Genomic DNA, 21,521 nt, shown 5'->3' with positions numbered 1-21,521 from the left:
AGTCAAGTTTAGTTTATCAAAAAAACCTTCCTTAACCGGAAGGTTTCTTTATTTAAAACGAACAGTTTCCCAAAATTACCACTTGTTCTCTTTTTATGGCTTAAATAGCGGATTAGGGTGGTATAATTTTGCTCTGTAATTATTTAAAAATCAAATTAAAATGAAAAAAAGAGCATTAATAATAGGAGGCAGTAGTGGAATTGGGAAAGCAACCGCGCAAAACCTTTTAAATAAAGGTATTGAAGTACATGTAGTAGGTACTAATGATACTAAGTTGAACTCATTTAAAAGTGAAGCCAATGGTAATTTGGTAACTCACAAAGTAGATATAACCAACAAAACTCAAGTAGATGCTTTGCAAAGTACAATTGAAGGTTGGGACAATCTGGATTATTTGGTCAACGCATCGGGTATTTTTGGCCCAAAGCCATTTTTAGACCATACGGAATCTGATTATGATTCATATTTGGATTTAAATAGAGGTTTCTTTTTCATTACCCAAACTGCTGCGAAAAAAATGGCAGCAACAGAAGGTGGATCTATCGTTAACGTAGGTTCAATGTGGGCCAAACAATCTGTGAAAACCACACCTTCTTCTGCATATTCCATGCAAAAGGCAGGATTACATAGTTTAACACAACATCTGGCCATGGAATTGGCAGACCATAAAATTCGTGTGAATGCGGTATCACCAGCGGTAGTTGAGACTCCAGTTTATGAGAGTGTATTTGGAGGTAAACAAGAGGCAAATGACGCGCTTCAAAGTTTTCACGCATTCCATCCAATAGGCAGAAATGGTCGTGCAGAAGATGTGGCCAATACTATTTCCTTTTTGCTTTCTGATAAGGCTTCTTGGGTTACCGGTGCTATTTGGGATATCGATGGTGGTGTAATGTCTGGAAGAAATTAAATTTGTCTTTTTGAAAACAATACATTCAAAATATATCATTGTAGGAGCTGGATTATCTGGTTTGACCACAGCTTACGCTCTAATTGAAAACGGTGAGAAGGATTTTATCATTTTAGAAGCTAGAGATCGCATTGGGGGTAGAATCCATACAAAGAACGGTATCGATTTGGGGGCAACCTGGTTTCAAGACCATCACACCAATTTATCTAAATTGCTAGATGATTTGTCCATCAATAAGTTTGAGCAATATAGTAAAGGTAAAAGTGTGCTGGTGTACAATACCATGGCTCCCGCGCACTATTTTGAAAATCAACATAACGGACCATCGGCATATCGAATTGCCGATGGTTCTATTGCTATCATCAACAAACTTGCCAGTGTATTAGTCGATAAAATTCATCTCAATTCAATAGTCACTAACATTGTTGAAGGCCAAGACACTCTTACCTTAGCAACTGAAAATAAAACTTATTCCGCAGAGAAAGTTATCATTACCATACCACCCAAACTGGCATCAGGAATCGATTTTAGCCCAAAGTTACCCGAGAACCTGCTTCAAACAATGAAATCTACCCATACATGGATGAGTAATGCCATTAAAGTGGGTATTCTATTTGATCAACCATTTTGGAAAGAAAAAGACTTTTCAGGCACAGTTATAGGTCAAGTAGGACCCGTTATAGAATTGTATGATCATTGTAACTATCAGGAGAATATCTTTGCTCTCATGGGTTTTGTCAATGAAGGATTAAGGGATACTAAGGCCGAAATAAGAAAAGAAAGGATTTTAAGTTACCTGGGAAAGTATTTGGGTGAAGAGGTTAAAAACTATGCAGCCTATTTTGAAAAGGATTGGTCAAAAGATCGACAAACATCTTGTGAAAACTTAAAGTCGGTATATATGAGTCCCCAATATGGACATGAAGTTTTCAGACAATGGCATTATAACGGTAAACTGCTGTTTTCTGGCACTGAAACTTCTCCCGTATATGGCGGCTACTTAGATGGCGCGGTCCATAGCGGATTAAATGCTGCCAAAAAGTTGTTAAACAAAGAATTGGTCTAATTTTAGATGAAATAGCATTAAAATACGTGAGGGACAATTTGGCAAAAATAGCGCAATATCATCTGCATAAAGCAAATCCAAAAAAACTACAGTTTGAGGTATATGACCTAAAAGAGTATCGTGCCAAAAATATTGAAAAAGCAGCTACTCCACATTCGCATAGTTATTATCAGGTGATATGGTTTTTCAAAAAAGGAGGAACACATACCGTAGATTTTAAAACGTACGATATTAACGAAAATACCATCCTATTTATCTCTAAAGATCAAATCCATTATTTTGATGATAATCTGGATGTTCCCGGTTGGCTTATACACTTCAATGAAAGTTTTTTTATGCATACTGATGTTGATATTTTTTTGAAATACAACATCTTTAAAACACAACAAAACCCATGCTATGCCATGGATTTTGAAGCCATAAAAACAGCAAAAAATTATATGGCTTTAATTCTAAATGAACTTGACAAAAGAAACCGCTTTGGTTTTGAAAATATTGTTAGGTTTTTACTAAAGTGCCTTTTAATAAATCTTGAACGCGCCCATCTTAAAGATTTAGATGGGAAATTAGAATTTACAAGTCCATATGAGCTTCAATTTTTCAAGTTTAAAGAACTTATAGAGGAAAATTACAAGAATGGTCTTTCTGTAAGTGACTACGCCAATTTGCTTCATATTTCTTCTAAAACATTAACCACCATCACAAAGACTGTCGCAAATAAATCTCCAGCTCAACTTATTTCAGAACGTGTAATTTTAGAATCAAAGCGGTTACTAAGATTCACCACTTTACAAATAGGAGAAGTTGCTTTCCGAGTGGGTTTCGATGACCCTTCATACTTCATAAAATATTTTAAAAGATATGTTTCGGTCACTCCAAATAAATATCGTGGCACTTTAGAATAAATACCCCCTTTTTTATTCTACCAAAAAGCCTTAGTTTAGGCCTGATTAAAACTTTTTGAGATTGAGTAAAAAAGTAGGCCTTATTGCCGGCCCCATTGTCTTTCTTATTTTAAGCAATTTACCGTTTGACATTGTCTCTCAAAAAGGCGACCCTGTTATTGCAGTAGCAGTTTGGATGTTGATTTGGTGGATAACTGAAGCTGTTTCCATTTCAGTAACCGCACTTTTACCTTTATTACTTTTTCCTCTGCTTAAAATATTGCCCATTGCCGAAGTAGGTGCAAATTATGGAAGTCCCATTGTTTTTCTATTCTTTGGTGGATTTGTAATGGCATTGGCCCTAGAGAAAGTAAACTTGCACAAACGCATAGCATTAAATATTATACGCTTAACAGGCACCACACCAAATAAAGTCATTCTCGGCTTTATGATTGCCACAGCATCATTAAGCATGTGGATAAGCAATACGGCCAGTACCGTTGTGATGTTACCCATTGCCCTTTCTGTCATCAATTTGTTGGTTGATGACGAAGACGGCTTTACTAAAAACGACCAGAATTTTGCTCTTAGTGTTATGTTGGGCATTGCTTTCTCCGCAAACGCGGGAGGAATAGCTACCGTGATTGGTACCCCACCAAATTCGATTCTAATTGGGCTTTTGGAAAATGAATATAACACTCAGATTTCTTTTTTAAAATGGATGACGCTGGGATTGCCTTTTTCAATTATTATGATTGGCATTAGTTATTTGGTCTTAGTAAAATGGATGTTCCCAAATCGGGATTTAAAATTCAATGCATCTAAGGAAGTTATTCAAGCTGAGCTTCAAAAGTTAGGTCCTACCTCTAGGAAAGAAAAAATGGTCCTGGTCATTTTTGGAATTACCGTTTTCTTATGGATTTTTAGGACATTAATCAATAATATTTTCCCTGGTCTTGGTCTTACGGATACCATGATCAGTATTTTTGCGGCAATTACTCTTTTTGCCGTTCCATACAATTTAAGAAAGGGAGATTTCATAATCCAATGGAAGGACACCTCTCAACTTGCCTGGGGTATTTTAATATTGTTTGGAGGTGGACTGGCACTGGCAAAAGGAATGTCATCTAGTGGGATTGTGGATATGGTGGCTATCGCAATTGCAAGCAGTGATATCAGCATTCTTTTGACTGCATCACTTCTAATTCTTTTAATGCTTTTTATGACAGAACTCATGAGTAACGTAGCACTTGTTGCTGTCTTGGCACCTGTTGTTGCAGGTATAGCTATTGGTCTTGAAATTCCAATACTTTATCTATTGATTCCAGTAACCATTGCCAGTAGTTGCGCTTTTATGTTACCCATGGCCACACCGCCAAATGCCATTGTTTTTGCTAGTGGATATGTAAAGGTTCCTCAAATGGCCAGAGTGGGCATTATTTTGAATCTTATCTCCGTAGCACTTTTAATTCTTGTCTTTCAGTTTGTGATACCATTATTGTTCTAAAATAAAAGAGCCTCCCCAAATTGGAAAGGCTCCTGACAAACTAACTAACTCAAAAAATAGTAAGAAACTAACTTACCTTGTATAGGGATCAAAATCTTCTGGTAAGTATCCAGCGGTTTCAAATCCTAATTCAATTTCATCACATTCGTCCACAAAATTGATAGCTTTTACTGAAAAATCCCCACTGTAGGGGTCAAAGTTTTCAGGTAGGTATTTGGTGGTATCAAACCCTAGTTCCCAATCTTGGTCCTCTTCAATGAAAATGACTTTGCTTATATCAAAATCTTCATCCAATGTGGCCAATGATTTGGCATTTGCATTAAATGCCAATAAGGCAAATCCAAGTGCTGTCAATATATAATTCTTGTATTTCATAACTGTCGTTTTTTAATTTACAACAAAGATAAAACCACAAAAAGTGAGCATTATTATAATTGGTTTTTTATTAACAAGCCCTTAAAAACAGTGGTGTCATCGAATTGTTAATTCCCACTTACCGGAATTAGCAAACTGTTAGCCCAGAGCTTCAAATATTATCAGATTGATAGCTCTAAAACGGTTTTATTACCATTTACACTTCGTCGATTTTAGTGTTATTTTTTTGTTAAGCACTTTTAATCGATGAATTTACTAGGCAAAAGAAAACAACCTATATACAAAAAGCCCTCTGGTGAGGGCTTTTCATAACTAACTAACTCAAAAATTTGTAAAATGAAAATAAAACATCCTACTTAGTTTGCCCTTGTATACGGGTCAAAGTTTTTAGGTAGATACTCAGCAGTATCAAAACCTAAGTTCATTTCTTCTTCTTCAATAAAGTTGATGGAACTTACCTCTACCAAGTCTGTATAAGGATCAAAACCTTTTGGTAAAGAATACTTTCTGTTCAGCCCCAAGTTTAAATCCACTTCTTCCTCAATGTAAGGAATGGCGTTTAAATCTATATACGCTTCATAAGGTGAGAATCCTTCAGGAAGATAATCAGATGTGTTAAACCCTAGATTCAAATCCTCATCTTCAACATAATTGATAGAATGTACATCTACACTTTCTGTATAAGGATCAAAACCTTCTGGTAAATAGTCACTAGCATTGAAGTCTAGCTTCAATTCGGTTTCGTCTTCGATGTATATGAGGGAATTCAAATCAAAATAAGTTTCATACGGATTAAAATCCTTAGGAAGGTAATCAGAGGTGTTAAAACCTAAATCGATTTCCGATTCTTCTTCTACAAACTCAATTTCGTTCAAATTTAACTCAAAGAACTCCTCATTTACTGTACCGTAAAATCTTGAAGTTGTCTCACTTAACTCAGTATTGAGGTTCAATACTGTAAAATTGTTCTCAAACGTACTAACTGTTTCTGTTTTGGCTTCTACAACAGTTGTAGTACTTTGTTGGTCTTCTGCTACGGCGGGACTACCTAATAGTACACATCCGTAAATCATTAATAACTTGTTCATTTTTGATTGAATTTTTTGATTGATGTAATATGCTTATAAGACTACCCAAATTTTAAATTGTTACAGCTTTTTGTTTTTTTTTGGAAAAAAATATTTTCTCTTAGCCCAGCTATAGGTGGGGTTTCAACGGAAAGCACCAGTAAAACGCAATACTCCCAAAGGTTGGCCTTCTTTAGAAAAAAAGTGAGAGTTAATAATTATTTAACAGTCTGTTTTCACGTTTTTTAGGTTCTTTGATCGCATTGAGCAAATCAAATTGATTAAAAATGATTCAAAAATTACTTCCAAAAGTCTTAGTACTTATTTTTTTGGTTGGCACTTTTCAAACTACAGAGGCCCAACTTTTCAAAAAGAAAAAGAAAAACACCGAGCAAAAAGCAGAAGCCAAACCAAAAAAGGGAGAAATTCAACCTTATGATAAGGTCATAACCAAAGAAGCAAAAACTGATGAAGGCCTTTTTCAGGTTCATCAAGTAGATGATAAACACTATTATGAAATTCCAGATTCGCTATTTAACCGCGAAATGCTAATGGTGAGCAGAATTTCGAAAACAGCCACCGGAATTGGTTTTGGTGGAGGAAAAATCAACACCCAGGTACTGCGATGGGAAAAAAAGCCCAAAAAAGTACTATTACGCGTGGTCTCATATGGAAATGTTGCTGCCGATTCCCTACCTGTTCATGAGGCCGTTGTCAACTCCAATTTTGAACCTGTGCTCTTTGCTTTTAACATCAAAGCATTTAATACGAAGGATTCATTGAACTCAGCCACGGTTATTGAGGTTGATCCCATGTTTACCAAAGATGTCAATGCTATTGGCATGCCTGAATTTTATAGAAAACGATATAAGGTAAGTCGCTTAGATGCAGAAAGAAGTTATGTGGAATCTATAAAAAGTTACCCATTAAACATTGAAGCACGGCATGTAAAGACCTATATGGCCAAGGCGGCACCAAGTAATCAGAGTTTGGGTTCCATTTCTATAGAAATAAATAACTCTATGATTCTATTGCCCGAAAAACCAATGAAGCGTCGCTATTTTGACGAACGTGTAGGGTGGTTTGCAAGAGGTCAAGTAGATTATGGATTGGACGCACAAGAAAGCAAAACTGTGCGTTATTTGGACCGTTGGAGATTGGAAGTGAAAGATGAAGATATTGATAAGTACAAAGCAGGTGAATTGGTAGAACCCAAAAAGCCCATTATATATTATGTAGATCGAGCCACACCTAAAAAATGGATTCCTTTTATAAAACAGGGTATTGAAGATTGGCAAGTTGCTTTTGAAGCAGCAGGTTTTAAAAATGCAATTTTGGCCAAGGACCCACCTTCAAAAGAGGAAGATCCTGAATGGTCGCCTGAAGATGTTAGGTATTCGGTGGTTAGGTATTTGGCCTCTCCCATTCCAAATGCAAATGGTCCCCATGTGAGCGACCCGCGTAGTGGTGAGATTTTGGAATCTGATATTAACTGGTACCATAATGTAATGACCTTATTGCGCAATTGGTACTTTGTGCAAACTGCAGCCATTAACCCAGAAGCACGTAATGTTGCATTTAAAGATGAAATTATGGGTAGATTAATCCGCTTTGTTTCTTCTCACGAAGTAGGACACACTCTTGGGTTGCCCCATAACATGGGAAGCAGTGTCGCCTATCCAGTAGATTCACTCCGTTCAAAGAAATTTACGCAAAAGTTTGGTACAGCACCAAGTATTATGGATTATGCTCGATTTAACTATGTGGCCCAACCAGGAGATGAAGGGGTTGCCCTTATGCCTGACATTGGTATTTATGACAAACATGCCATTCGCTGGGGTTACAAACCTATTTTGAATGCATCTGCGGAAGAGGAAAAACCAATTTTAAACAATTGGATTCGAGCTCATGAAAATGACCCTAATTATCGTTTTGGACATCAGCAAGTGGGTGATATCCATGATCCTAGTTCACAGACAGAAGATTTAGGGGACGATGCCATTAAGGCAAGTTTATATGGTATTGAAAACCTAAAAAGAATTGTTCCCAATTTGGCTGAATGGACCACGGAAGATGGTAGGAATTACGATGATTTAGAAACGCTATATGGACAAGTAGTGAGTCAATACAGAAGATATATGGGGCATGTTTCCAATAATATTGGTGGGGTTTATGAATATCATAAAACGGCTGACCAAGAGGGTGCTGTTTACACTCATGTGGATAAAGAACATCAAAAAAACTGTATGTTCTTTATGCAAGAACAATTGTTCAAAACACCAGAATGGCTAATCGACCAAGAGATTTTCAATAAGATTCAATACTCAGGTTCTGTTGAACGGATTCGCGCAACACAAGAACGCTATTTGAATACCATTCTTCATTTAGGTAAAATGGCGCGTATTATTGAAAACGAAGCTATAAATGGGAATAAGGCATACCGTTTGTTAGATATGATGAGTGATTTGCGCAAAGGTATTTGGTCAGAGACAAGAAGTGGGAAGTCCATTGATACCTATAGAAGGAATCTTCAAAAAGCACATATTGATCGTTTAGCATACCTAATGACTGCTGAAAATCAAAAAAAGCTTTCAGATTTTGGAGGTTATCGTAAATCCACAGTAGTCAATACCAGTCAATCTGATATTCGTTCTGTAGCAAGAGCTGAATTGAATAACTTGAAAAGAGACATTAGAAACGGAATGGGCCGTATTAGTGATCAAATGAGCAAATATCATCTTCAAGATGCGCTGGAGCGTATTGATGCTATTCTAGATCCTAGTTAAGGTTTATGTGATTTCGTAGGAATTTACGATTGCAATTGGTCTTTTTTAGGCAAATAGTGCATTTTGTCGGTTATACCATACTTTTTGACCGTTTCACATCTAAAAAAGATCATTTCGCAACATATCATAAAGATTGCTAAATGGTTTCCCTAATTTAGTAATCCCAAATCTTAGTATCATGACCTACAAAATCAAAAGTCTTATCTATTTGTCCTGTTTTGTAGTTGCCGCTTTTATCTATAATGGCATACAACAGGAAGATGAGTTCCAAGCTCAACTAAAATCCCAAGAATTTGTTGAGGCTGACTTTGAAGATGCCGACAAAGTTGAAAAATCCGAAGAAAATCCTTTAGACAAGGAAGAGTAGGTCTCCCTCTAAATTTTATTGTTAAAAGCTTTATAAATAATGTATTGGCTATTAAACCATTGGTCTCTACCTATGTCCAATAACCAAATCATTAAAAGTTTAGACATATGAAACGATTCGTAGTATTAGTGGTCGTATTGGCCACATTGAGTGCAACAGCACAAAAACATGAAGGACCTAGAACAGGAAAAAGTGCAAAGGCTGATATGACCGCGGCCCAAATTGCAACGTTACGCACTAAAAAATTGACTTTAGCACTGGACCTAAATGAAGGGCAACAAAAACAGGTCATGGAAATCAGTTTGGAAGAGGCTGAAATGCGAAAAGCCAAACATGAAGAGATCAAGACAAAAAAAGAAGGTGGCGAGTGGAGAAAACCCACACCGGATGAACGATTTGAAATAGAAAATGCAAGATTAGACTATCAAATTGCGCATCATCAAAAAATGAAGAAGGTACTATCAGATGAGCAGTACCAAACATGGAAAAAATTGAAGCTAAGAAAGGGAATAAAAAGCAAAAAGAAAATGCAGGAGAAAGGAAGAAGAGGATAATGTTTTTTGTTGATTTTAGAAGCCACGTCAGCCATGTACGTGGCTTCTTTTTTTTGCGTCCCTAAATAATCTCCCCCATTTATAATAATTACATTGTTTCTAAATCTATTACGGTAAACCATTTTGTCGTTTTATACCGTATATATTATAACCTTCCTAAGAACTGTTTAATCCTTAAAATTAAAAAGATGAAAGCAGTTTTTTATATTACAGTCCTTACCACTCTATTTACTTTTTCCACTATAACAGCTCAGAATGGATACAACTGTCCATTGGAAGAATGTGATTTTAAACCTGGGGAGCAGGTGTATCTCTTTGGCAATGATGTTAAGTTACGAGCGGCACCAGATGTTGAATCTGAAGTATTAGAACTACTGAAAATTGGAGAATGGGTAAAAATCATAGAGAAGACCGAGTTCACCTGGCCTTACAGGGGTTTTGATTCCCCTTTCTATAAGGTAAAGTATGATGATGGTGTAACCGGATATCTCTTAGGAGGTCTGTTATCTCTAGAAAAAAAGACATTGAACAGTCAGAACTATTTTTTTGCTTATTCCAAGGAAGGTAAACGTACTTTTTTAAATATAAGAAATATAAAGAATGGCACTTATATTGAAAAAAAGATTCCATTGGCCAACTCGACTATTCGCATCAAAGCTTTAGATGATAAGGGTGTTCCCGGCCTAGATGGAATATTGCTTATTGATTATTATGCAGAAGCATGTGGTATGGAGGGAGGAGGTATTTACCTTTTTGCTCAAAACGATGAACTCACCAAAGTTGCTTCACTTTCACAAATCTCAGATGCCGGGGTGTTCTATTATTCAGAAAAATTTGTTTTCCCTTTTGATGAAGGTGGTATTTCAGGAAAAATCCTCTTCAAGAAAGAACGCAATGAAAATTTAGATGAAGCTTCTCAATGGAAAAAAACTGCTATGGAAACCAGAATGTTGAGTTGGGTAGACGGAAAATTAGTTCCTGATTATCGAGAGGGAGTTTCAAATTAAAAAAATAAAAAGGCTCCTTTCTATCTATTGGAAAAGGGCTCATTACTGTTACTTTACAGCTTTTCTTTCATTATCGGCTATTTAAACGATATTCATAATTATCGGTTATTTAGCCGATATTTTTAATTATCGGTTATTTTACCGATATTTGTGCTTATGAGTATGACAACCGCAATCATAACCGGAGATATTATTAACTCTCGGAAAGCAACACCAGAGGTTTGGTTACCCTATCTAAAAACGGCCTTGGACACTTATGGCAAAGAGCCCACACAATGGGAAATCTACCGTGGAGATAGCTTTCAACTGGAAATTTCACCAGAAAAAGCCTTAGAAGCCGCTATCTACATCAAAGCAAACGTAAAACAGAAAAAAGGAATAGATGTTCGCATGGCAATAGGTGTTGGAGAAAAAGATTATGACTCAGAAAAAATAACAGAATCCAACGGTTCTGCCTTTATAAATTCTGGGGAGTGTTTTGAAAATTTGAAAAAACAGACCCTTGCACTAAAATCCAACTCAGAAACATTTGATGCTCCAATTAATCTTATGTTACAACTTGCAGCACTTGGTATGGACAATTGGTTACCTGCAACTTCGCGAATAGTGAAAACTGCCATGGAATATCCAAATGCCAACCAAAAAGAACTGGCCTCAGTATTGGAAAAATCACAGAGTAATATTAGCGAGGCTCTAATACGGGCGGGTTTTGATGAAGTACAAAAAATGATTCAATTTTATAAAACCCATCTCTCACAGTTATGATTCTACTTACGTTAAAACTTTTATTGGCACATTTTATTGGAGATTTTATGTTGCAACCCAGCCACTGGGTAGACGATAAACTTGAAAAAAAGTGGAAATCAAAATACCTGTATTGGCATATTGGAGTACACCTAATTCTCCTTTTGGTCCTATTACAATTTCAATACCTTGGAATCGTCGGTATCATTATTGCCACCCATTATTTAATAGATCTCGGCAAACTAACCTTTACCAATGAAAAAAACTACCGATGGCTATTTGTTGTAGATCAAGTTTTGCACTTACTTGTAATTACAGGAGTTATTTATTTGCTAACGCCTTTTGATATTGATTTTGAAACTCTTTTTGTAGAAAAAAATCTTCTATTCATCACTTTTCTAGTATTTGTAACCTACGTGTCTGGCATTCTAATGAGGATGCTATTAGCTCCATATATTGCAGAAATCCTAAAGGCCGAAGATCCAGATGAAGGTGGTTCTTTAAAAAATGCTGGAAAATACATTGGAATGCTGGAGCGCCTTTTTGTCTTTGGATTTATCCTGACCGACCAATGGGCCGCCATTGGATTGCTGATTACAGCCAAATCTGTATTCAGGTTTGGGGATTTAAACAAAGGAAAAAACCGAAAACTAACCGAATATGTGCTTATAGGCACTTTATTGAGTTTTGGGCTGGCAATCCTTTCTGGAGTAGTATATAATTATTTGACTGACATCTTATAAAAAAGGCAGACTAAATTGGTCTGCCTTTAAATTCATACGCTTGGGTTCATTACACCTGTACGGTTTGATTCCATATTCCGGTTGCGGCAGTTTCCTTCACATAATCCGAAAAATCCTTAGGTTTTCTACCTAAAACCTGTTCAATACCATGGGTAATTACCTGGTTATCATCATTTCCCAAAACTTCGGTGAACAAATAATTAATTAACCATATGTAGTCCGATGGAATACCGTGTTCCTCCATCATTTTGGTATATGCCGGTAAGGAAATTGCGGTAAATTCGATATCTCTTCCAGAGGCTTCCGCTATCTCATTCATTACCTCTTCAAAAGTTAAAAACCTGGAACCGGTCAATTCGTAAATTTCACCATTATGCTTATCGTTCATTAAAACAGCAACCGCAACATCGGCAATATCATCTGCATCCACGTAAGGTACTTTGGCATTTGCTTGGGGCAAAGCTACATGACCCGCTAAAATAGAATCTAAAAAGAAACTTTCGCTAAAGTTCTGATTAAACCAACTGGCACGAACAATGGTGTAATCTATTCCAGAGTTAATCACTACTTGCTCGCATAACTCTGCTTCCCGCTCCCCTTTTCCAGAAAGAAGCACCAGCTTTTTAACCTCTTTTCGCTTGGCCTCTTTTACCAAACCTTCAATAGCTTCCAAAGCTCCCGGTACCGCCAAATCGGGTTGAAAAGTGATATATACTTTGTCCATTCCCTCAAGTGCAGCAGACCAAGTTTCTGGGTTTTCCCAATCAAAATTGGGATTTTCGCTTCTTGAGCCAATGCGCACGTTTTGGTCTAGTTTTTTCAATCTTTGAACTACTCGTCGACCTGTTTTTCCGTTTCCTCCTAATACTAAAATGTTATTTTTCATTCTATTTAATTTTAATGTTTATACTTATTTAGTGAATCCTGCCAAAATCAATAATCCAAAAGAGATGGCAGATGTAATTGTTCTTATCAAATGCAGACGGTTCCATGGACCTTCAAACTGTTTTCGCAATTCCTTTAGTTCTTGTTCATTGCTAGCCATAAGGTCCGTTTTGTCCAATATTTCGTTCAAGGGAACATTGCCAAATATGGTTACCATGGCTACGCCTACTAAGTAGACTCCCCCAGCAATCAAAATCATCCAGAATGTCTGGGGCGCTGCAGCCTTATTTAAAATGGCAGCAAACAACGTCATTAGCACGGGCCCAAAGAATACCACAAAAAACAAAGGATTTAAAATGGTTCTGTTCATTTGTTGAAAGGATCGTAGATAACCCAGGTTCTCCAGTTGCCCTATTCCCGGGGTTATAGCATTAGTCCAAGTAAAGCATAGTCCTGCTGCCAAGCCTGTGAGCATTATGGCCAGAAAAAGTGTTACGGTGTTTATAGAAAATTCCATAGTTGATGTTTTTACTTATTATCCTTGGTAATCCAACTTGGGCCTAACCATTATGCGCCAATACAGTACGGCCACGATAATGAACTCAAAAGCAATGAACCAAAAATCAAAAGAGGTAAAAAAGCTATAATGACTGCCGCCAGCGGGAATAACTATCAATGGTACTGTTATCAAAGCATCTAAAGCTATACTGGTCAGTAGCATAATCTCACCAACCTCATAACCATGTGTTTTATCACCTTTTTTGTAGTACAAAAACATTCCTAACCACACTAGCGGCACAATAGATATGGCCAGCACAATGTTAGCTTGTTGGTCTAAATCTTCCATAAATGGCAAATAATAAGATGCCATGAAGATGCTTACTCCAAGAATCCATATCAGGGCTCCAATTAGTATTGCTCTATAAATTTTCATAATACTCTGTTTTTTAATTACAGGAGCAAATCTAGAGCTGGATAGATGGCTGTATTTGTTTGAAAAGGAGAATGATTTGTTCTAAAAGGATTTAATACTGTTTTACCAGATTAAGAAAAGCACCCTATTTTCTAATTTCGCTAGGGCGAAAACCATACTTTTTAGCAAAAGCGTTTGAAAAGGAACTTAAACTATCATAACCCACATGCCAAGCGGCCTCTTGAACAGTCGCCTCTTGATTTCTAATTAAATAATGTGCTTTTGAAAGTCGTTCGTTCTGAAGATATTTGAAAACGGGCACACCAAAGAGTTCTTTAAAGTTCTTTTTCAGTTTGAAGGTGTTCAGTCCAATTTGTTTGGACAATTCTGTTAATGATGGGGGCGAGTCCAAATTATTGGAAAGAATTTCCTTCGCTTCAAATAATTTTTCTTTTTCAGAGGGTTTAATAACTTCCTTGTCCAACAAAGCAAGTTCACCAAAAAAATGCGCTATCAATGCCGTTATTTGGCTTCTAAGAAACATCATCTTGGTTTTTCCATCATATGAAACACGAAAAACCTGATCTACTATGGATTGCATTTCAGGGGTCATTAAAAACTGTGGGCCCTCCACATAGTGATCAGATGGGTTAACCAGTTGATTCAACATCTGGGAAAATAACTCTCCTTCTTCATTGGGCAATTTTTCAAGATTTCGTGGAGAAGTAGCAATAACAATACATTCCAAAGGCTTACTTGCGGAAACTGTATGTTCAAATTCAACTTTTTCATCCGCATAAAAAGAGAGCGTCAATCCTTTAGTATGTTTAAAATCCTTTTGTCTATCTCCATATTTGACGGAAAGATCAACATTTCCAGAACCATAAAATGCAACTGCAATAACAGGCTCATCAAATAAACAGGAGTCTATAGTTACCTTTTCTGCGGTTGCTTCCTCTATTAGAATGATAAAATCGTTGATATCCAATATATCCCTCGTCATTGGTCTTATTGATATAAACTAAAAATACTTATTTTGTACCTAATCCTTGAATCCTTTAACCATTAGATGATAAAAACCGTGTTCAATACCTATACTCCTGAAGGCTTTAGCAACGTAAACTCATATTTGTTCGTAGCAGATCCAGAGGCTTTAATTAACTTTCTACAAAAAGCGTTTTACGCTGAAGAAATAAATAGATCCATCAACGAAACAAATAGTGACATTAGCAATGTTATTCTCAAAATTGGGGATAGTTGTTTTATGATCAGCCAGGCAAGGGGACAGTTTGAGGGAATGCGAACTGCTTTCTATTTATATTTAGAAGATGTGGACACCATGTATCAAAACGCATTGGCCCAAGGTGCAGAGGTAGTATTTGAACCTGCGGATATGCCGTATGAAGATCGTCAAGGGGGAATTGTTGATCCTGCGGGCAACTACTGGTGGATATCCAAACGTCTAGTAGAAAAGGGTTATATGGGTAAATAAAAAGCCACCCTAAATGGGCAGCTTTCTATTAACCAAACTAATTACACTACTTCGCAATAAAGGTTTCTATTATTTTATCAATGTTATCTTCACTTTTCACAAATTCTTTGGCGAACAAGTGGGCATATAAAGGTTTGTCATCGACCTTTGCATTTAAATGAAGATTAGACTTGCGAGCAAACACAGCATCCCATTTTGCTCTTACCAAAGCCCAATCCTGATGATTTTCTTTCCACCAGTTTTGCGCAGCCAAACAACGGGTATCGTCAACCTTTTTATAAGTATTCAAACCCTTTTCCTGAGCTAATACGATGTCTTCTTGCCCCTCTTTGCGTATCACCTTATTGTTATCCTGATCATGAATCCATCCTTCATTGGTGATAGCATGTTTATTGGTACGTACGGTTACATTGTAGTCACTTCGCTTGGTATATTCCCTTCTGGGTAATGGTGCATCGGTCGTGTTCTCCCATGAACTTTTACCATCCACGTGTACCCAAGTAGCTGAACCTTCATAACGGGGGCTATCATCCACCTGAAATACCTTCTGGCTCCACTGTCCTTTCACATCTTCTTTAGGTAATTGCACATACTTCCATTTGTTATTTACATCATACGTGTACAAATCTGTATTCTCATATAACCAATCTTGTCTCCAGTGCTTAATTACATGTGGACTATCTGGTTTTCCAACAATAAGTAAGTGCTGCATCACAATTTTGTCAGCAGTGTCATCCACTAATTGTACCCATTCAAGACCTTTATCATGTTTAACCTTTGAGGGTACATAAGCTGTATCTTTTGAATATTCAAAAGTCTCTGCAAAGTCAAAGCTGACTTCATAACAGCCACACATGTCCTTGATGGCTTTTTTGTCCTGTTCTTTCTTGTTTTGAGCCATTGCGGCAAATACAAACGCTAAGCTAAAGACGCTAAAAATCGCTACTCTTTTCATTTTAAATGTATTGTTTTTTGGATTCGAAAAAAAAATAAAAAATTATACTATTCTTATTTAGATTAATTTAAAATAAATATATATTTGTCGCAAATCTAATTAGAATGAGTCTAAATAAAAATAATATTCTCTTTTATTTTTTACTTTTTTTCTGCGCTTTAAGTGTCGCTCAAGAACAGGTTGAAAACGAGAAAGACTCCATTCTCATTGAAAATTTGGATGAAGTAATAGTGACCGCAACACGTACTGTACGCCAATTATCTTCTCTTCCTTTACCCGTAACCTTAATTTCTAAAAAACAGTTACAACAAACGGGAGTAACTCGATTAAACGAGATATTGAATGAACAAACTGGAATTATTATGACCCCAGATGCAACTATTGGAGGTGGAGAGGGTGTCCAGATTCAAGGAATAGCATCTGACTATATTTTGGTTCTTATTGATGGGGTTCCTGTGGTGGGACGTAGTTCTGGGAATTTGGATTTAAGTCGTTTTGCTATTGGTAACATTAAACAAATAGAAGTTGTCAAAGGCCCATCATCGAGCCTTTTCGGTTCAGAAGCCCTGGGCGGTGTCATCAATATCATCACAGAAAAACCTACTTCTGAAAACATTAGCGGACAGGTTTCGCACCGAGCCGCAACCTTTAACAATCAAAATACCAACCTCAGCCTCAATCAACGCACCAAAAAAATAGGTTATTCCATTTTTGCTGACCGATTAAGTACAGATGGTTATGACCTCGCCCCTACCCAAGATGGACAAACCGTTAATCCTTTTTTCAACTATACTTTAAACGGCCGTCTCTTTTTTGATATCGCTAAGAATATAGATGTTTTCGCATCGGGCAGATATTTCTATCAAGAATTTGATATACAACCCAGCACTAGTGAAGAAAAAGATGCAAATGCCCAGTTGCGGGTAAATCACAATGCTTCAAAAAAAACCAATCTACAATATGAGTTTTACTATACCAACTATATTACCGATGAACAGGTTGTTGACCCTATTGATAATGAACTTCTTATTGCCAACGATTTTGACCAAAAACTCTTTAGGCCAGAAATACGGTTCAATCACTCTTTTAGCCTCAACAACACACTAACCATTGGAGGTGGTTATAATTTTGAAACCCTAGACCGTTCTCTTTTTGCTGAAACGGTCACTTTTAATTCTCAATATATTTTTATCCAGTATGATTTTAAACCTATTGAAAAACTAAATATCATAACTGGGGCACGTTTTGATAATCACAGTGAGTATAACTCCCAACTAAGTCCAAAAATCTCTGCCAAATATGATATTACCCCTTCTTTTTCTATAAAAGGGTCCGTGGGAAGCGGTTTCAAAGCCCCTGATTTCCGTCAGCTATATCTCGATTTTACCAACGCCGCAGGCGGCGGATATTCTGTTTTTGGAAAGGAGGTTGAAGCTGCTGGTATTCAACGCCTTCAAGACAATGATGAAATTGCCACACTGCAAGTGGATCCTTCGCAATTAGGTGAACGTTTGGATGCTGAAAGTTCCGTCGGCTATAATTTTGGGGTTGCCTATAAAGAAGGAAAAATATCGTCCGAACTCAACTTCTTTAGAAACGACTTTAAAAACTTAATCGATACCAGAATTTTGGCTGCAAAAACAAATGGTCAAAATGTATTTGGATATGTTAACCGTGAGAGCGTGTACACCCAAGGGCTTGAGTTAGATCTGAAGTATAACCTTTTTAAAACGCTTAATCTATCTGCTGGGTATCAGCTCTTGTTTGCTTTTGACAAAGACAAAGAAGATGCGTTGGATAATGGTGAGGTCTTTGCTCGAGACCCAGAAACTCTGGAAACCATTCGCTTGTCCAAATCAGATTATTTTGGATTGGAAAACCGTTCAAGACACACCATCAATTTTAAGGCCTTTTATGACATTCCAAAATGGAGCGCAAACGCCAATCTTAGAGTTACATACCGTAGTCGGTTTGGTTTAACAGATCGCAACGGAAACGATCTCTTGGACGATTTTGACAACAGCTTTGTTGGCGGTTATGCCTTGGTCAACCTAACATTTGGAAAAACTTTTCTTGAACATTACAGTCTGCAACTGGGGGCGAACAACCTTTTGGACTTTAAAGGGAATAGCCCCCTTGCAGCACAAGATAACGATGTGCTAATAAACCCAGGAATATTGGTATTCGCAAAACTTAACATTCAATTTTAAATTTTAGATCATTATGAAAACCACTTTAAAACTTTTTAGCTTAATATTTATGCTTGTGGCCTTTGTAGGTTGCAGCGACGATGATGGTGAAGTTCCTCTGACCGAGTTCACCGTTACCGCTATAACTCCGGCCTCTGGCGCCGTTGGAACAGAGATTACCATTACTGGTTCAGATTTTCCTACAGATGCAACTGTAATCAATTTAACCTTTGGAGGCGTTGCAGCCACTATTTCATCTGCAACTAGCACCCAAATTGTGACCGAGGTTCCTACAGGAGCTACTAGTGGAGAAGTTAGCATTGTTGCCAACGGTTTTACCAAAGCCGCTCCTACTTCATTCAATGTATTATCAGATTTGGTAGTGGAAGCCATGAGCAATCTAGAAGCACCTCAAACAGGTGGACAAGGGCAGCCCGTTGGTGGACCCTTTGCAAAATTTAGCTTTGAAACCGGTCAAGTAACTGACAGTGAAACCGATTGGGATATTGCTTTTCGAGGTTTGACCATTATAGTTAACGGGGGCGCAGAGACTGGAACCAGTGATGAGCCCGTACGGAATGGAAATGCTGGTATAGCCATAGAAAGTGGAACTTTTGCTGATGTGAATAGTGCCGATGGGATGACTTTTGTTCAAGATGCGGATGGTACCCTTGCAGTACCCTCAGGTAGTGACAATGGTTGGTACAACTACAATCCCGCCACTTTTACTGTCACTCCCGTTCCTGGTAGAATACTGGTTGTGCGCACACATGATGATAAATATGCCAAAATTGAAATCTTAAGCTATTATAAGGATGCTCCTACTGAAATTACTCCTACAATAGCTATGAATGATTTCAGATATTTTACGTTCAACTATATCTACAACCCCAACGAGGGAGAAACTTCTTTAGCAGAATAAGATGAAAGGAATCAATATTTTATTCATTGTGCTACGACTCATTCTGGGTGGAATGATGGTTTATGGTGGAGTTCAGAAATTTCAAAAACCGATTCCGTCACCAATAGAAGTTGTAGAAAAAGCTGAGAAATTTAAAGTCCCAGAAAAGGAAAGTACACTCCAAAAAATACTGTACATCAGTGGTGCAAAACAGACAGGGTATTTCTGGCAATTACTAGGTATTTGCGAGCTCTTTTTTGGTTTATTGGTACTCTTACAGGGAAGTAGTTTTGTAGGTGCAATTTTCTTATTGCCCATTACCTTGCATATCTTTTTGTTCCATCTGTTTTTAGAGTCGGATGAAATGGGAGAACTGCTACAAACCGGAGGTTTGTTTGCCATTAATATTGCCTTAGTATTAAAAGAAAGAGCTAAATGGAAACATTTGCTTTGGATAAAACCGATTTAGTTTGGTTAGGTTTCAGTTAGTTTGTTGTGAAAAGCGGGGCAATTGCCCCGCTTTTCTTTTTTGATGATAAGGGATAAGGTAATTTATCCAAAAAGGATACCTTTAAAGCTATGATTTCCTTCTTATCAAAATTGATTAATAAACGTAGGTGGCGCATCATTCGGTTTTACCTAATGGGTTGGACCTCTGCCTTCGTTTTCCTCAGCATTGTTAGGGGCGTAGGAACGGAGGAGTTGGGTACCCTAAAATTTGATTTCATCTCTGGCCTAATGATTGCATTCACCCTTGGCCCAATAATGGGGATAGGTTCAGCAGTTGCCCAAATATTAGTGGAGGAACGTGTCTACAAACATGTTTCTATTGGAAGACTACTGCTAATAAACGCTATATATTCAGTACTATTTATAGTATTGCTCATAGTCATTGCCTATGGAGTCTATGAACTATACTTTGGTGTTCCCATTGACATTATCACCTTTGCTTTTGATACAGGTAGTGTCGCTGTTTACTTTTATGTAATTGTTGTGGATTTGCTTTTGGCCATATTTCGCCAAGTAAATTTAATGTTGGGCGAAGGTAATCTGTTCAAATTACTGCGCGGTAAGTTCTATACTCCTCGTGAAGAAGAACGTATTTTTATGTTCTTAGATCTACAGTCCTCCACAGCACATGCGGAACGGTTGGGGCATGTAAAATATAGTATGCTGGTACAAGACTGCTTTAACGATTTGGGTGTAGCCGTAGAGAACGAAGCTGAAATTTACCAATATGTTGGAGACGAAGCTGTACTTACGTGGAAACTGAAACAGGGATTACAAAATGAAAATTGCCTTAGAGCATATTATAACTTTACCAAACTGCTTCATAAAAAGAGTGAACACTATCAAAAAAAGTATGATTGCAAACCCTTTTTTAAAGCGGGTCTGCATGCAGGTATCGTCACCGTTACCGAAGTGGGAAAATATAAAAAGGAAATCGCCTACCATGGCGATACCATCAATACTGCCGCCAGAATTCAGGGGCAATGTAATGCCTTGGAGAGCGAACTGTTGCTTTCAGAAAGCCTTAAAGGCCAATTGAATTCAAATGATTTTGCCTATACTACTATGGGTAGTATTCCACTCAAAGGAAAAAAGGACAAAGTGGAGATTTGCGCCGTTTCCTTAGATTCATAACACAAATCATATCGAGCGCATTCGAGATGTCTTGTAATCCCCGTTTCTAAAATTTTCTCACCCTTCGATAAACTCAGGGTGACAATTCGAACTGATGATTACCTCAACTTTCGCTCCTCTTCTGAAATAGCAACATCATTGATACTGGCATAGCGCTTCTTCATCAATCCCTTTTCATTAAACTCCCAGTTTTCATTGCCATAAGCTCGGAACCAATCACCATCCTTATTTTGGTATTCGTATTCAAAACGTACTGCAATACGGTCATCACTGTGTGCCCAATATTCTTTTTTAAGCTTATAATTTTCTTCGTTTTGCCATTTGTCGGTCAAAAATGCTTGAATCTCTTCACGTCCATTGACAAACAAGGAACGGTTGCGCCACTCGCTATCCACCGTATACGCTTTGGAAACTTTTATAGGGTCTTGGCTGTTCCAAGCATCTTCTGCTAGCTGAATCTTTTGTTTGGCTGTCTCCAAAGTAAAAGGAGGTACAGGTAATTTTATCTCGTCTTGTTCTTGTTGCATGATGT

Annotated in this window: 23 protein-coding genes; 15 read left to right on the top strand and 8 right to left on the bottom strand. The window is 37.4% G+C overall.

What is annotated here, in order from left to right; genetic code table 11:
• Nucleotides 1-160 precede the first annotated feature (160 nt).
• Genes SJY44_RS06365 through SJY44_RS06350 form a run of 4 tightly spaced genes read left to right on the top strand, consistent with a single transcriptional unit; the run spans nt 161 to nt 4,367 of the window.
• Nucleotides 161-910, top strand: a complete 750-nt coding sequence (locus tag SJY44_RS06365; protein ID WP_396591741.1) for an SDR family NAD(P)-dependent oxidoreductase — start codon at nt 161-163, stop codon at nt 908-910.
• Nucleotides 911-920: 10 nt separating this feature from the next.
• Nucleotides 921-1,976, top strand: a complete 1,056-nt coding sequence (locus SJY44_RS06360; RefSeq protein ID WP_396591740.1) for a flavin monoamine oxidase family protein — start codon at nt 921-923, stop codon at nt 1,974-1,976.
• A 26-nt stretch (nt 1,977-2,002) separates the two neighbouring features.
• Nucleotides 2,003-2,881, top strand: a complete 879-nt coding sequence (locus SJY44_RS06355) for an AraC family transcriptional regulator (RefSeq protein WP_396591739.1) — start codon at nt 2,003-2,005, stop codon at nt 2,879-2,881.
• A 55-nt stretch (nt 2,882-2,936) separates the two neighbouring features.
• A complete protein-coding gene (locus SJY44_RS06350; RefSeq protein WP_396591738.1) occupies nt 2,937-4,367 on the top strand; it encodes an SLC13 family permease in 1,431 nt (476 codons plus the stop codon).
• A gap of 72 nt (nt 4,368-4,439) precedes the next feature.
• On the opposite strand, the gene SJY44_RS06345 is transcribed toward SJY44_RS06350, so the two are convergent.
• The gene (locus tag SJY44_RS06345; protein ID WP_396591737.1) at nt 4,440-4,742 is read right to left on the bottom strand and encodes a hypothetical protein; all 303 of its coding nucleotides are present in this window, start codon (nt 4,740-4,742) and stop codon (nt 4,440-4,442) included.
• A 356-nt stretch (nt 4,743-5,098) separates the two neighbouring features.
• Nucleotides 5,099-5,830 (bottom strand): hypothetical protein, encoded by a 732-nt coding sequence (locus SJY44_RS06340; RefSeq protein ID WP_396591736.1) that lies wholly within the window; start codon nt 5,828-5,830, stop codon nt 5,099-5,101.
• Nucleotides 5,831-6,096: 266 nt separating this feature from the next.
• Between SJY44_RS06340 and SJY44_RS06335 the strand changes: the two genes are divergently transcribed.
• The 6 genes from SJY44_RS06335 (at nt 6,097) to SJY44_RS06310 (ending at nt 12,010) form a co-directional block, all read left to right on the top strand.
• Nucleotides 6,097-8,595 carry a zinc-dependent metalloprotease gene (locus SJY44_RS06335; RefSeq protein ID WP_396591735.1) on the top strand — a complete coding sequence of 833 codons (2,499 nt, stop codon included), beginning with the start codon at nt 6,097-6,099 and terminating at the stop codon, nt 8,593-8,595.
• A gap of 178 nt (nt 8,596-8,773) precedes the next feature.
• Nucleotides 8,774-8,962, top strand: coding sequence for a hypothetical protein (locus tag SJY44_RS06330; protein WP_396591734.1), 189 nt, complete (start codon nt 8,774-8,776; stop codon nt 8,960-8,962).
• A gap of 107 nt (nt 8,963-9,069) precedes the next feature.
• Nucleotides 9,070-9,516, top strand: coding sequence for a hypothetical protein (locus SJY44_RS06325; protein ID WP_396591733.1), 447 nt, complete (start codon nt 9,070-9,072; stop codon nt 9,514-9,516).
• Between the two features lie 188 nt (nt 9,517-9,704).
• Nucleotides 9,705-10,523, top strand: a complete 819-nt coding sequence (locus tag SJY44_RS06320; RefSeq protein WP_396591732.1) for an SH3 domain-containing protein — start codon at nt 9,705-9,707, stop codon at nt 10,521-10,523.
• Nucleotides 10,524-10,679: 156 nt separating this feature from the next.
• Nucleotides 10,680-11,288, top strand: a complete 609-nt coding sequence (locus SJY44_RS06315) for a transcriptional regulator (protein WP_396591731.1) — start codon at nt 10,680-10,682, stop codon at nt 11,286-11,288.
• On the top strand, nt 11,285-12,010 hold the full coding sequence (locus tag SJY44_RS06310; RefSeq protein ID WP_396591730.1) for a DUF3307 domain-containing protein: 726 nt from the start codon (nt 11,285-11,287) through the stop codon (nt 12,008-12,010). The genes SJY44_RS06315 and SJY44_RS06310 overlap by 4 nt, the downstream gene beginning before the upstream one ends.
• A gap of 49 nt (nt 12,011-12,059) precedes the next feature.
• Here SJY44_RS06310 and SJY44_RS06305 read toward each other — a convergent pair whose 3' ends face one another.
• The 4 genes from SJY44_RS06305 to SJY44_RS06290 form a co-directional block, all read right to left on the bottom strand.
• Complete coding sequence (locus SJY44_RS06305) at nt 12,060-12,896, bottom strand: NAD(P)H-binding protein (RefSeq protein ID WP_396591729.1); 837 nt, start codon at nt 12,894-12,896, stop codon at nt 12,060-12,062.
• 24 nt (nt 12,897-12,920) lie between these two features.
• Nucleotides 12,921-13,412 (bottom strand): DUF1772 domain-containing protein, encoded by a 492-nt coding sequence (locus tag SJY44_RS06300; RefSeq protein WP_396591728.1) that lies wholly within the window; start codon nt 13,410-13,412, stop codon nt 12,921-12,923.
• An 18-nt stretch (nt 13,413-13,430) separates the two neighbouring features.
• Nucleotides 13,431-13,829: a DUF5367 family protein gene (locus SJY44_RS06295; protein WP_396591727.1), complete on the bottom strand. Its 399-nt coding sequence runs from the start codon at nt 13,827-13,829 to the stop codon at nt 13,431-13,433.
• 124 nt (nt 13,830-13,953) lie between these two features.
• A complete protein-coding gene (locus SJY44_RS06290) occupies nt 13,954-14,811 on the bottom strand; it encodes a helix-turn-helix transcriptional regulator (protein ID WP_396591726.1) in 858 nt (285 codons plus the stop codon).
• Nucleotides 14,812-14,877: 66 nt separating this feature from the next.
• On the opposite strand from SJY44_RS06290, the gene SJY44_RS06285 reads away from it, so the two are divergent.
• Nucleotides 14,878-15,300 (top strand): VOC family protein, encoded by a 423-nt coding sequence (locus SJY44_RS06285; RefSeq protein WP_396591725.1) that lies wholly within the window; start codon nt 14,878-14,880, stop codon nt 15,298-15,300.
• A gap of 46 nt (nt 15,301-15,346) precedes the next feature.
• Here the strand turns inward: SJY44_RS06285 and SJY44_RS06280 are convergent, their stop codons facing one another.
• Nucleotides 15,347-16,255, bottom strand: coding sequence for a DUF6607 family protein (locus SJY44_RS06280; protein WP_396591724.1), 909 nt, complete (start codon nt 16,253-16,255; stop codon nt 15,347-15,349).
• Between the two features lie 104 nt (nt 16,256-16,359).
• On the opposite strand from SJY44_RS06280, the gene SJY44_RS06275 reads away from it, so the two are divergent.
• The 4 genes from SJY44_RS06275 to SJY44_RS06260 all read left to right on the top strand — a co-directional run bounded on the left by SJY44_RS06275 (nt 16,360) and on the right by SJY44_RS06260 (nt 20,989).
• Nucleotides 16,360-18,465, top strand: coding sequence for a TonB-dependent receptor plug domain-containing protein (locus SJY44_RS06275; protein ID WP_396591723.1), 2,106 nt, complete (start codon nt 16,360-16,362; stop codon nt 18,463-18,465).
• A gap of 13 nt (nt 18,466-18,478) precedes the next feature.
• A complete protein-coding gene (locus SJY44_RS06270; protein ID WP_396591722.1) occupies nt 18,479-19,366 on the top strand; it encodes an IPT/TIG domain-containing protein in 888 nt (295 codons plus the stop codon).
• 1 nt (nt 19,367) lies between these two features.
• The gene (locus SJY44_RS06265; protein WP_298924717.1) at nt 19,368-19,814 is read left to right on the top strand and encodes a DoxX family membrane protein; all 447 of its coding nucleotides are present in this window, start codon (nt 19,368-19,370) and stop codon (nt 19,812-19,814) included.
• Between the two features lie 110 nt (nt 19,815-19,924).
• A complete protein-coding gene (locus tag SJY44_RS06260; RefSeq protein WP_396591721.1) occupies nt 19,925-20,989 on the top strand; it encodes an adenylate/guanylate cyclase domain-containing protein in 1,065 nt (354 codons plus the stop codon).
• Between the two features lie 98 nt (nt 20,990-21,087).
• Here SJY44_RS06260 and SJY44_RS06255 read toward each other — a convergent pair whose 3' ends face one another.
• Nucleotides 21,088-21,516 carry a DUF1348 family protein gene (locus tag SJY44_RS06255; protein WP_396591720.1) on the bottom strand — a complete coding sequence of 143 codons (429 nt, stop codon included), beginning with the start codon at nt 21,514-21,516 and terminating at the stop codon, nt 21,088-21,090.
• Nucleotides 21,517-21,521 lie beyond the last annotated feature (5 nt).

It is taken from the genome of Allomuricauda sp. R78024 (genome assembly GCF_044596045.1).
In the GTDB taxonomy this organism is placed as follows: Bacteria; Bacteroidota; Bacteroidia; order Flavobacteriales; family Flavobacteriaceae; genus Flagellimonas.
The sequence above is the reverse complement of the archived record's forward strand: the minus strand, read 5'-3'. Positions and strand labels throughout refer to the sequence as shown.